This is a genomic window from Endozoicomonas sp. ALD068, from assembly GCF_049310145.1.
GTDB lineage: Bacteria > Pseudomonadota > Gammaproteobacteria > Pseudomonadales > Endozoicomonadaceae > Endozoicomonas_A.
Genome location: NZ_JBLYNU010000004.1, coordinates 1663001 through 1676557 on the forward strand (window position 1 = coordinate 1663001; position 13557 = coordinate 1676557).

Here is a 13557-nt window from a genome sequence, read left to right on the forward strand (position 1 = left end):
AAAGAGTGAAAATTGTGTCCAGGTGGAAGAGCATATGTTCACTGCCGTGCAGGCAGCTTAGAAATACAAAAAAAAAGGGCTATAGCCCTTTCTTTTGTTCACTGCCGTGCAGGCAGCTTAGAAACCCGTCCTCCAGCGGTTGCCACAGATAGCCTTCGTTCACTGCCGTGCAGGCAGCTTAGAAAAGCTATGCCGATCAGACGGACCAAATCGCCTCGTTCACTGCCGTGCAGGCAGCTTAGAAATGCAGGGTCAGGCTGCTCCATATTCATGGGTAGTTCACTGCCGTGCAGGCAGCTTAGAAAACCAACTTGTGTAATTGTTTGAAAATCCTGATGTTCACTGCCGTGCAGGCAGCTTAGAAAAAAGCAGGCATCACAAGTTGATTTGTTAGCGCGTTCACTGCCGTGCAGGCAGCTTAGAAATACAAAAAAAAGGGCTATAGCCCTTTCTTTTAGTTCACTGCCGTGCAGGCAGCTTAGAAAATCGGCTTGACCTGGCCAAACGCAGTGGTGAAGTTCACTGCCGTGCAGGCAGCTTAGAAAAACAGGAACAGGCAGAACTGGAAGCCAGGGCCGTTCACTGCCGTGCAGGCAGCTTAGAAATGCAACAAAATATCAGTCGATCAGCATTGCTAGTTCACTGCCGTGCAGGCAGCTTAGAAAATGACGGTGAAAGTCGACGGTGTTGAGCAAGAGTTCACTGCCGTGCAGGCAGCTTAGAAAAATGATTGTGGTGATGATCATCGCCAATGTTCGTTCACTGCCGTGCAGGCAGCTTAGAAACGTGGCGCAATGTATTGATAGTCCCGCGAATAGTTCACTGCCGTGCAGGCAGCTTAGAAAAATTCCGCACCATTTGCGCCCAGAAGTTAAGAGTTCACTGCCGTGCAGGCAGCTTAGAAATGCTGTGTCAAGGCCCATCACCTTTTAAGAAAGTTCACTGCCGTGCAGGCAGCTTAGAAAAGCCCATTGGTTTTAGTGACGATCTGAAATGCGTTCACTGCCGTGCAGGCAGCTTAGAAAATAGTCTCAGTCAGCTAGATAACTGACCCCAGGTTCACTGCCGTGCAGGCAGCTTAGAAAAATTCCGCAGCATTTGCGCCCGGAAGTTAAGAGTTCACTGCCGTGCAGGCAGCTTAGAAATTCAAAAGCCAACCTGATTCCTTCTCCATGCGGTTCACTGCCGTGCAGGCAGCTTAGAAAATGAGTAACAAGATTATGCTGCAAGTTTCGACGTTCACTGCCGTGCAGGCAGCTTAGAAATTTGAGCAGGTCGTCGGCGGGCAGGTCAAAGGGTTCACTGCCGTGCAGGCAGCTTAGAAAACACAGTACGCTGCTTTTCTTAATGCGGTGCGTGTTCACTGCCGTGCAGGCAGCTTAGAAAGATTCCAGTAACGCCAGTTCCTGCGGATGGGCGTTCACTGCCGTGCAGGCAGCTTAGAAATGGCTCGCTCGTCGGCCACTTCTTCCGGGTTGGTTCACTGCCGTGCAGGCAGCTTAGAAATGGCAGGGGCTGTTGCCGGGGCAGCGGGGAGCGTTCACTGCCGTGCAGGCAGCTTAGAAATGGCTCGCTCGTCGGCCACTTCTTCCGGGTTGGTTCACTGCCGTGCAGGCAGCTTAGAAATAAATTCAAAGATGAAAAGGAAGAAAGGGAGTGTTCACTGCCGTGCAGGCAGCTTAGAAATCGAAGCACCGCGAGCCAGAGCACTAAGCCCAGTTCACTGCCGTGCAGGCAGCTTAGAAAGTTCCGCCGCTTCAATACTGGTGAAGGGCTCAGTTCACTGCCGTGCAGGCAGCTTAGAAATTGCTGAGGATAACTTTCTCATCCTTGACTTTAGTTCACTGCCGTGCAGGCAGCTTAGAAAATCAGGCATAAGGCATAATTCTTGACTGATATGTTCACTGCCGTGCAGGCAGCTTAGAAATGCAGAACAACTCCTGGTTCTGCGACAAAATCGTTCACTGCCGTGCAGGCAGCTTAGAAAACGAGGTTTATCAGTTAACGTGCCCTGGGCCAGTTCACTGCCGTGCAGGCAGCTTAGAAAGTCAAACTCTGTTCTACCTGTTCCGCCGGTGTGTTCACTGCCGTGCAGGCAGCTTAGAAACAACCAATCCAGCCTGTGTAACAGTAGCTTTTGTTCACTGCCGTGCAGGCAGCTTAGAAACTTCTTTAAACTGAGGGACATCATTACTCAGCGTTCACTGCCGTGCAGGCAGCTTAGAAATTTTAAGAAAAGCTAATATCAGTCTGGAAATAGTTCACTGCCGTGCAGGCAGCTTAGAAACTCTGCGTCCTCAACATCAAACGCAGCATTATGTTCACTGCCGTGCAGGCAGCTTAGAAAATACGCGGCCATCTCGCCCAGGCGCCGCGTACGTTCACTGCCGTGCAGGCAGCTTAGAAACCAGCATGACGGGCAGCGCAGCTGTCCCGACGGTTCACTGCCGTGCAGGCAGCTTAGAAAAACCCGAAAAATGGCGAAACGCCGGTGTTGCAGTTCACTGCCGTGCAGGCAGCTTAGAAACGACCGGTTTATCGCCGTAGACAGTCGTCGGCGTTCACTGCCGTGCAGGCAGCTTAGAAAGAACAGGCGTTGGCCCCATACAAATCTGGGTCGTTCACTGCCGTGCAGGCAGCTTAGAAAAACAAATCAATGTCCATCCGAATGCAACCCAAAGTTCACTGCCGTGCAGGCAGCTTAGAAAGCTGACGGGTATGCAGAGCAGCAACTTTTTTCGTTCACTGCCGTGCAGGCAGCTTAGAAATGTGTGGAAGAGCTCAAACGGGTGGCGTTTGCGTTCACTGCCGTGCAGGCAGCTTAGAAAGATGACCGTGACCTTTGTGAGAGCGCATCAGGGTTCACTGCCGTGCAGGCAGCTTAGAAATGATCACGAAAACATTTTGGGCTGGATCAGCTGTTCACTGCCGTGCAGGCAGCTTAGAAAATTGGCGGAGCTGGGGCCACACGACAAGCGGCGTTCACTGCCGTGCAGGCAGCTTAGAAATCTCGCACTCCGGTACAAGTCAAAGGGGCATTGTTCACTGCCGTGCAGGCAGCTTAGAAATTGCTGACGTTATAATCCTGGTTCTCCCGAAAGTTCACTGCCGTGCAGGCAGCTTAGAAATCATCATCGGTGCCTGGCAGTTGTAGCCATTCGTTCACTGCCGTGCAGGCAGCTTAGAAATTTTAGGGTTATGATCTCAGCCATGAGCTACCCGTTCACTGCCGTGCAGGCAGCTTAGAAATGCTCCAGATAGCCCAGCCCCAGGCGCTGGAAGTTCACTGCCGTGCAGGCAGCTTAGAAATCTGCACCTATTGACCGCAATGCCCCACTCCCGTTCACTGCCGTGCAGGCAGCTTAGAAACAAACGTGGGAAGAAAAGCGAAATACACTGATGTTCACTGCCGTGCAGGCAGCTTAGAAATATGACGATCAAAAAGAGCCATTTGGCAATCAGTTCACTGCCGTGCAGGCAGCTTAGAAACAAACGTCTTCAAACGCTCGCTGCGCTTCTTCGTTCACTGCCGTGCAGGCAGCTTAGAAAGACAAGGCAGTGTCAGTCGCAGTTGCTGGAGCGTTCACTGCCGTGCAGGCAGCTTAGAAAAGGATGAATCATGAAATTCATTAACAATTTTGGTTCACTGCCGTGCAGGCAGCTTAGAAATACGGCAAAACTGATAGGTGTCGAAGGTTGCATGTTCACTGCCGTGCAGGCAGCTTAGAAAACCGGGGAGATTGCCGAGAACGTGAACTCACTGTTCACTGCCGTGCAGGCAGCTTAGAAACGAAAATTTTCAGAAACGCCAGAGGGTGAGGCATGTTCACTGCCGTGCAGGCAGCTTAGAAAGCAAGGGTCTCCTGTGACTGCGCAATGGCCATGTTCACTGCCGTGCAGGCAGCTTAGAAACAGAAGTTAAGAAACTGTTGTTAGACGACCAGGTTCACTGCCGTGCAGGCAGCTTAGAAATTCATCAAATCAATAGTTGATGCCTCACCCTCGTTCACTGCCGTGCAGGCAGCTTAGAAACAATGGTTCTTTTTACTGTTGAGTTTGCTGGCGTTCACTGCCGTGCAGGCAGCTTAGAAATTGTGGGACATAGCCTGCGATGGAATGCAAAAGTTCACTGCCGTGCAGGCAGCTTAGAAATTGTGGGACATAGCCTGCGACGGAATGCAGACGTTCACTGCCGTGCAGGCAGCTTAGAAATTGTCGGCAACGCAAAATGATTGAATATCTCCGTTCACTGCCGTGCAGGCAGCTTAGAAAATCCGGGTTTTTAACGAACTCGGCCAACAAATGTTCACTGCCGTGCAGGCAGCTTAGAAAGCTGACCCGGTGGTGGTTGAGCAGGTCCTGACGTTCACTGCCGTGCAGGCAGCTTAGAAACAGGAATTTTTACTCGGTTTCAACGAGCGCAGGGTTCACTGCCGTGCAGGCAGCTTAGAAATTGAGCATAAGTCAAAGAGGATCAACTTATGTGTTCACTGCCGTGCAGGCAGCTTAGAAAAATGACGGATAGTAAAAAGCTTTCTATAGAAGGTTCACTGCCGTGCAGGCAGCTTAGAAAACCCTGGTCATCCTCGACGAAGGCTCCATGCAGTTCACTGCCGTGCAGGCAGCTTAGAAACTCGTCGCGCATGGTCAGCGATTCGTCCAGCAGTTCACTGCCGTGCAGGCAGCTTAGAAATTTCCTTTTCCGCCGCCAACAGTGTCTTGAATGTTCACTGCCGTGCAGGCAGCTTAGAAATACCCAAGTTCCGGAAACCTCAACGATCCTACTGTTCACTGCCGTGCAGGCAGCTTAGAAATACTCAGTAGAGGGCGTTCGTGAGGTCGCATTGTTCACTGCCGTGCAGGCAGCTTAGAAAGACAATCAGGGGGAGTATCAGGGCGAGAATTAGTTCACTGCCGTGCAGGCAGCTTAGAAAAGTATCGGGCGGCCAGCGTGCTGGAAAAACAGGTTCACTGCCGTGCAGGCAGCTTAGAAATGAAGGAACATCCAGTATTTTGGTATCGCTCCATTCACTGCCGTGCAGGCAGCTTAGAAAGAAAATTGCTGAAAAAATGGAAATCCCCATTGGTTCACTGCCGTGCAGGCAGCTTAGAAATTTAAAATCCATCAGCTTCGCCAGAACAGAGCGTTCACTGCCGTGCAGGCAGCTTAGAAAGATGGAAATTGATTATGTGCAGCTGGCATCACGTTCACTGCCGTGCAGGCAGCTTAGAAAATGACTCAACATAGAAATTACCGGCAATGCCGGTTCACTGCCGTGCAGGCAGCTTAGAAAGAACTAATAGGCTTTCAAGTGAGGAAAAGAGCGTTCACTGCCGTGCAGGCAGCTTAGAAAACTGTCCGGGGATTCAACCCGTCGTCTCTTGAGTTCACTGCCGTGCAGGCAGCTTAGAAAAACGACAACCAGGTTCTGACGAAGCAAAACGAGTTCACTGCCGTGCAGGCAGCTTAGAAATATGAGTCTCAGCATGAGGTCGCAAGGTTGATGTTCACTGCCGTGCAGGCAGCTTAGAAAAATAGAGGACGGAATTGAGAGCTGTAAAGCAGGTTCACTGCCGTGCAGGCAGCTTAGAAACGTCAGCTCTGGGTTATGCGCTTAATCGTAATGTTCACTGCCGTGCAGGCAGCTTAGAAAGATAGGGTAATAATCGTGCGGCCCCATGTTTGGTTCACTGCCGTGCAGGCAGCTTAGAAAGATAGGGTAATAATCGTGCGGCCCCATGTTTGGTTCACTGCCGTGCAGGCAGCTTAGAAAAGCAACATATTTAAAGGCTCTGTCTCCGGGGTGTTCACTGCCGTGCAGGCAGCTTAGAAAACAGACCAAGAAACAAGAGCCCTTGCAGGGAAGTTCACTGCCGTGCAGGCAGCTTAGAAAGATAACGAAAAAATAACCGTAGTTTGTACCTTGTTCACTGCCGTGCAGGCAGCTTAGAAAACCGATAACCAGCCCACAACATCACGGCAGATGTTCACTGCCGTGCAGGCAGCTTAGAAAATAAAGCCCAACACAGGTAATACTTCTTGCGGGTTCACTGCCGTGCAGGCAGCTTAGAAAACTCACTACAGAGTTGCGGCCTATCGTGTAACGTTCACTGCCGTGCAGGCAGCTTAGAAAACACTGTCGTACCTGTAGACACCAGCACCACTGTTCACTGCCGTGCAGGCAGCTTAGAAATCCACGAAAATGGTTCCTGGTTCACGCCTAACAGTTCACTGCCGTGCAGGCAGCTTAGAAATAACAGGAGTGTAAAAGATGTATACAGAGAAAGTTCACTGCCGTGCAGGCAGCTTAGAAAACATGCTGGGGTTATGCAGCTCTACCGTTTCTGTTCATTGCCGTGCAGGCAGCTTAGAAAATCTGAGAGGAGAACGCCACCCGAGAACCTGTGTTCACTGCCGTGCAGGCAGCTTAGAAAAGCCAGTAAGTCACGGATGGTTTTCTTTTCTGGTTCACTGCCGTGCAGGCAGCTTAGAAATTGCATGACGGGCAACGAAGTTGTCCCCTCGGGTTCACTGCCGTGCAGGCAGCTTAGAAAGCGCTGGGTGACGCCCAACGAGGCCCGCACCGGTTCACTGCCGTGCAGGCAGCTTAGAAAGATGACCGTGACCTTTGTGAGAGCGCATCAGGGTTCACTGCCGTGCAGGCAGCTTAGAAATGTACCTTTGTTCTCTCTGGCCACTCTATTTGGTTCACTGCCGTGCAGGCAGCTTAGAAAACACAGACCATCTACCGGTTTAGTGACGGCGAGTTCACTGCCGTGCAGGCAGCTTAGAAAACGTTAAAGAAGCAAGTCACTACAACACCGGCGTTCACTGCCGTGCAGGCAGCTTAGAAAGTATGTATATAAAAAATAGTGTACTGACCTTATGTTCACTGCCGTGCAGGCAGCTTAGAAATAGCCGATCCAGGCGCCAAACCACCACGCTGTGTTCACTGCCGTGCAGGCAGCTTAGAAAACGACCGTTCCATCTGAACGAAACTCGATGAAGTTCACTGCCGTGCAGGCAGCTTAGAAAAAACAGGTCGGTGGTGAGTGCCTGGTTGTAGGGTTCACTGCCGTGCAGGCAGCTTAGAAACACAGCAAAACGCGGTCTGTCCATGTTGCACTGTTCACTGCCGTGCAGGCAGCTTAGAAAACTAATGCAGCAGTCAGCCGGGGAGTCTGGATGTTCACTGCCGTGCAGGCAGCTTAGAAAATAGTGGCACCCAAGGCTACTATTCCGACAACGTTCACTGCCGTGCAGGCAGCTTAGAAAAGAACAATGATTACAACGCAACGCAGACATGGGTTCACTGCCGTGCAGGCAGCTTAGAAAATGCGTCGCAGCGATCAGGAAATTTAGAATGTGTTCACTGCCGTGCAGGCAGCTTAGAAAGCCCTGGCCGATAGCGATGATCCGGGCTTTGGGTTCACTGCCGTGCAGGCAGCTTAGAAATGAACATGATCCCTGGCGTCAATATCGGCGGGGTTCACTGCCGTGCAGGCAGCTTAGAAAAGTCAAGAGATAGAACTCTCAGAAGCAATTACTGTTCACTGCCGTGCAGGCAGCTTAGAAATGTGAGCGGGATGAGCAGGCACGGTTAACAATGTTCACTGCCGTGCAGGCAGCTTAGAAAATGTAAAAACCTCTTGAAAAACAGTGACAGGAGTTCACTGCCGTGCAGGCAGCTTAGAAATCCCAAGCTTGCGGGGCGCTCCGGGCTGGACTGTTCACTGCCGTGCAGGCAGCTTAGAAATGGGTAATGTTCCTGTCCATTTTGATTTGTAGGTTCACTGCCGTGCAGGCAGCTTAGAAAACCAAGTCACAACGTCGGGCGGTCAACCTGGTGTTCACTGCCGTGCAGGCAGCTTAGAAATGTGGTACGGCCACATCCGCAGCCAGCTGGCGGTTTACTGCCGTGCAGGCAGCTTAGAAAAAAACATCTCCCCGACTGTGCATAACATAAACGTTCACTGCCGTGCAGGCAGCTTAGAAAGGCTGGTTCTGCTGTATGGCCAGACCGGCACGGTTCACTGCCGTGCAGGCAGCTTAGAAACGGCTGATGGCCATTGCGCAGTCACAGGAGACGTTCACTGCCGTGCAGGCAGCTTAGAAAAATTTTTTTTTCTGGTCAATGATTACCCCACAGTTCACTGCCGTGCAGGCAGCTTAGAAAGTGAAAATACGGGTGCTCGACCTTCATCGTGGGTTCACTGCCGTGCAGGCAGCTTAGAAAAGGTCGAAAGCGGTGGCGACCCGGACGCCTTTGTTCACTGCCGTGCAGGCAGCTTAGAAAGCAAGGGCTGGGGCGTGAACCGCATTGTTGACGTTCACTGCCGTGCAGGCAGCTTAGAAACGGGTGGTCCGGGGACCCGGAAGGCCGTTGTTGTTCACTGCCGTGCAGGCAGCTTAGAAAGTGCAAATCCTGGCGTTTTATTTTCCGGTGAAGTTCACTGCCGTGCAGGCAGCTTAGAAATTGCGGGCATGATTGAACACCTGCCGGAATCCGTTCACTGCCGTGCAGGCAGCTTAGAAAGTACGTTGAGCGTAAAGCACACAGTCGTAGAAGTTCACTGCCGTGCAGGCAGCTTAGAAAACCTCAGGTGTTCCGGATGGGTCAGGAAATGAGTTCACTGCCGTGCAGGCAGCTTAGAAAGAGCTAACCGGCTTGTCCGGTTGAGCGTGTTGGTTCACTGCCGTGCAGGCAGCTTAGAAAACAAGATCAAAAACCGGTTCAGCAGGCCGTTGGTTCACTGCCGTGCAGGCAGCTTAGAAAATAAAGGCGGTGTATTGCTGCTCAGCATCGGAGTTCACTGCCGTGCAGGCAGCTTAGAAAGATGATATAGAAAAATGATTTGAGGATATATTGTTCACTGCCGTGCAGGCAGCTTAGAAAACCGTTGAATAGCAGCATGGTTAAACGCCAACGTTCACTGCCGTGCAGGCAGCTTAGAAAAGTTATAGCCCGATTGCGGAAATCGAATTACTGTTCACTGCCGTGCAGGCAGCTTAGAAAACCCACAGGCTTTCACGGCAACATCGGCAACCGTTCACTGCCGTGCAGGCAGCTTAGAAAGCCGGGCGTCACCCCGGTGCGGGACGATGTGAGTTCACTGCCGTGCAGGCAGCTTAGAAATTCAGCAAATCCTGGGTCCGGTGCCGTCCCTCAGTTCACTGCCGTGCAGGCAGCTTAGAAATGCGACCGCTATCGGTTTGATTCGCTGGTCTAGTTCACTGCCGTGCAGGCAGCTTAGAAACGACAGCGGGATGATGTTGTCAAAATCATTGGGTTCACTGCCGTGCAGGCAGCTTAGAAAAAGATGCCGGTTTCCATAATCATGTGTTTGATGTTCACTGCCGTGCAGGCAGCTTAGAAAAAGGACAAATTACAGAACCAGTCGGCAGGGGGGTTCACTGCCGTGCAGGCAGCTTAGAAAATACAATACTTCTGACTGGCTGCCAGTCACCAGTTCACTGCCGTGCAGGCAGCTTAGAAAAGTCGGCAGGGTGACAGAAACAGTATCATGTAGTTCACTGCCGTGCAGGCAGCTTAGAAAAGTTTAAAACAAGTGCAGCAATACGGTTTGCCGTTCACTGCCGTGCAGGCAGCTTAGAAACAGCAGATCCTGCCCAATCCTCCCTTTCTTTTGTTCACTGCCGTGCAGGCAGCTTAGAAAATTGGCCGCCTGATAAAAGTTATTGGCCGCTAGTTCACTGCCGTGCAGGCAGCTTAGAAAATTGGCCGCCTGATAAAAGTTATTGGCCGCTAGTTCACTGCCGTGCAGGCAGCTTAGAAAAGCATGGCCCCGGTCTGAACCGCAGCCATTTCGTTCACTGCCGTGCAGGCAGCTTAGAAAATGTCCGGGACGTGTCCCGTTTAGGACGAACCGTTCACTGCCGTGCAGGCAGCTTAGAAAGACGTAGACCACGCCGATGCCGCGGCGTTTATGCTCACTGCCGTGCAGGCAGCTTAGAAAGGCAAGCCTTCCGGCTCAGGTTTTACCGTGACGTTCACTGCCGTGCAGGCAGCTTAGAAAATACGATGTCATAACAACGTCGTGTAAATGACGTTCACTGCCGTGCAGGCAGCTTAGAAATGAACAGCTTGCCACGCTCTGAACCGAGAACGGTTCACTGCCGTGCAGGCAGCTTAGAAATGTTCGGCAGTGTACATAGCGCAGGAGAACCAGTTCACTGCCGTGCAGGTAGCTTAGAAAAAATCAAGGATATACTCGACAAAATCCTTTCGTGTTCACTGCCGTGCAGGCAGCTTAGAAACCATGATTCTGGTCCTTGTTGTTATTGGTTTCGGTTCACTGCCGTGCAGGCAGCTTAGAAAACATCTGGGCATGGTTAAAGAACTGGGCACCACGTTCACTGCCGTGCAGGCAGCTTAGAAAACTCACAGATCGGTCAGGCCGCTTGGACTCAAGTTCACTGCCGTGCAGGCAGCTTAGAAAAGGGTGTCACTGTACGTGTCCGTTCTGCATCGGGTTCACTGCCGTGCAGGCAGCTTAGAAATCTCAGCGGTTACAGGGTTGATACTAGTGTCAGTTCACTGCCGTGCAGGCAGCTTAGAAATGAAACAGCATCCATTCAGGATGCCTTTTTAGGTTCACTGCCGTGCAGGCAGCTTAGAAAAATACAGTCCATCTAAAACGATTAAAATATATGTTCACTGCCGTGCAGGCAGCTTAGAAACTCAATGGGCAGGCCTTGCTGCTGGAGAAAAGGTTCACTGCCGTGCAGGCAGCTTAGAAACAGACAAAGGGGGAGCAATGCTCAAATATCATGTTCACTGCCGTGCAGGCAGCTTAGAAAACAGTAGCAAGGTTCGCCAATCCAACCGGCTGGTTCACTGCCGTGCAGGCAGCTTAGAAAAACGACGCTTGCGGAGATGACGAAAAAGATTAGTTCACTGCCGTGCAGGCAGCTTAGAAATGATGCTCTCCAACGTTGAAAACAGCGGAGAAGTTCACTGCCGTGCAGGCAGCTTAGAAACGACAAACTCATTATTGACCCGACGCAACTCCCGTTCACTGCCGTGCAGGCAGCTTAGAAATCAGCAGTGATCACATCAGAGGTAGACTGCTTGTTCACTGCCGTGCAGGCAGCTTAGAAAACTTGAGCTTACAGCTAATGCCGTTGTTGTTCGTTCACTGCCGTGCAGGCAGCTTAGAAATTGTAGATACCTATTTCATCAATGTCGTTGTTGTTCACTGCCGTGCAGGCAGCTTAGAAAGCTCGTTCAGTGTCGAATACCAGGGAGTCAAGGTTCACTGCCGTGCAGGCAGCTTAGAAAGTTGCTTCCGTCACTGTCCACCTGTTCCACGGGTTTACTGCCGTGCAGGCAGCTTAGAAAACACCCTGAACGCCGACCCGCAGGTGATGGACGTTCACTGCCGTGCAGGCAGCTTAGAAACACCACTGACGAAGCGATGAAAGCGGAGTGGGGTTCACTGCCGTGCAGGCAGCTTAGAAATGATCAACAAGGCCACCCTGAAAGCCCTGCGCGTTCACTGCCGTGCAGGCAGCTTAGAAATCTGGCTGGTTAGCATTTTCGCATGCGAAATTGTTCACTGCCGTGCAGGCAGCTTAGAAAAGAGTAATGACTGCTGTGTAGGTTCCGGTTGAGTTCACTGCCGTGCAGGCAGCTTAGAAAACGAATGGATTATCCATCCCAACTAATGTTGCGTTCACTGCCGTGCAGGCAGCTTAGAAAAGTTCTGAAAACCTGGCACGCTTTGCAGCTTAGTTCACTGCCGTGCAGGCGGCTTAGAAAATTTGGGACAGATCGCTCTGGCTGACGCTGCTGTTCAATGCCGCACAGGCAGCTTAGAAATTCTCAGATGAGCGCCTGACCCTGCCTGCTTTGTTGACTGCCGCACAGACAGCTCATAAAACGCTGGATTTCATCACAAAAAGGGTTTTTGAGAGCCGCCGATACCAGCGACTCCCTAACAGTGTTAAAACTCAGGAACAGTGGCTTTTTCTAAAGCCAGACCGTAGCTGTTAAACCGTCCTACTTCAGAGTTGGCTTTGCTATGGCGCTCTATAAACAGCAGAAAATTCTGACCGTTACTGCTGCTCTTCAGTCCAAGATGAGGTAACTGAAGCGGTTTTGAGATTTGTGAAAGGACAGCTTGCTCCAACTCATCTGACCAGGTCCCTCGCTCAAGATGACGCTTTTTTTGCCTTCGCAATCTGCTGTTACCCTTGGGTTGACGACGATGATAGCAACTATGTTCAGTGACACTCCCAGGTATCGTACTGACCGGTTTCAGCAAGGCATAATCCTTGATAACAGCATGACCTACCAGAGTTGAATGCAAGGCATCAATATCCGCTTTTTTTCCCAGAATACGAATAGTACCGCCCAGTGTACGCTGCTGTCTGTAGGCGGGGAAACTCAGGCCTATACGACCCTCATAGGTCGGTAATAGCTTGTGCAGTGCCTGAATAATTGCCGAAACCACAGCGGACTGGATAATCTCAGGGTTGGGCAGTGCTTTAAGCTCACAGTAGCTGTCCATAATTACTCCTTGCCGGATTCACCGAAGACACCACCACGGATCAGGATAGCCATCACATAGTGCTGTTGCTCTACAGAGGGCTTTTTGTCCTTGAGTACCCAGTTATCAAACAGGCTATAGAAATCTTTTTTTTCCTTTGGTTGCCGAAAGGCTTCACCCAGAGTTGTTACCGAACCATAAGGTTCGACGGCGATAGGCATCATGGCATCGTCACTGTACCAGGTATCAATAGTACGGATTGCATTACCGATTTTTTGAGAGTGCATGCCTGTCTGGCAAGTGGTTTCATTCACGATATAAAGTTCCTTGCTTTTTGTCTTTCCTGTATCCAGTACCAGCTCCTGTGAAGGGTAAACCTCCTGACCAAAGCCTAGGCAGGCATGGGCTTCAACATTGAGAAGAATAAAATGCTCATCACGTAATCCCGAAGCTATCCATTTGGCGACGGTGGCGATTTCATTGGACTTGTGATCAAAAGTTTGCAAACTCAGCTGGCGGGCACTGCCGATGGTGACGCGTTTCTCTGTGCCATCTATTTTACAGCGCACAGTGACTGAAACAGACTCACTGCCAAGACGGTTTCGCCACAGCCAGCGGGCGTTGAGTATATTAGTTGCATAACGTCTTGCCAGTTCTTCTACACCATGATCATGGATATAATGAGCAACAATGGATTTCACCTTGGCCTGGTAGTGCTGGTTATTACAGACACTGGGAGTGCCATCAAAAGGTATCACTTTGCATGAAAAATTGATCTTGAGAGTGTCATTGTCACTATTCAACATGGCGACATCGACAGTTTGCAGGTTAGGTACCTGAATTTTTGCGTCCAGTTTGGCCGGGTCGCTGGCATCCTTGTTTTTCAGGCGGTTGGAGATTGTGCCTCGAATGGACTTGGTACGAACGGCAATTACGGTCTCCTGAGGATGTTCCAGCTGACTATTGAATTGACTGAATACCGCGTCGGAGATATCCAGGTTGCGTTCGAAAGCGAGAACTGAGGCTGTTGCTAGTTTAGTCATT

General features: G+C 50.9%; 2 protein-coding genes and 1 CRISPR repeat array (1 of these 3 running past the window's edge). Both genes read right to left on the reverse strand.

Annotated elements, in window-relative coordinates; all coding sequences use genetic code 11:
• Positions 1 to 11843: a CRISPR direct-repeat array (repeat unit 28 nt; unit sequence GTTCACTGCCGTGCAGGCAGCTTAGAAA); it begins 145 nt to the left of the window's first position.
• A gap of 124 nt (positions 11844 to 11967) precedes the next feature.
• Positions 11968 to 12534 carry a type I-F CRISPR-associated endoribonuclease Cas6/Csy4 gene (cas6f, locus tag ACO6V5_RS05915; RefSeq protein ID WP_422413238.1) on the reverse strand — a complete coding sequence of 189 codons (567 nt, stop codon included), beginning with the start codon at positions 12532 to 12534 and terminating at the stop codon, positions 11968 to 11970.
• Between the two features lie 2 nt (positions 12535 to 12536).
• On the reverse strand, positions 12537 to 13556 hold the full coding sequence (gene csy3 / locus ACO6V5_RS05920; RefSeq protein WP_422413236.1) for a type I-F CRISPR-associated protein Csy3: 1020 nt from the start codon (positions 13554 to 13556) through the stop codon (positions 12537 to 12539).
• Position 13557 lies beyond the last annotated feature (1 nt).

Bases quoted from the DNA above. Each gene is read 5' to 3' on its own strand.
- cas6f (WP_422413238.1), bottom strand. From the start codon at position 12,534: ATGGACAGCTACTGTGAGCTTAAAGCACTGCCCAACCCTGAGATTATC.
- csy3 (WP_422413236.1), bottom strand. From the start codon at position 13,556: ATGACTAAACTAGCAACAGCCTCAGTTCTCGCTTTCGAACGCAACCTG.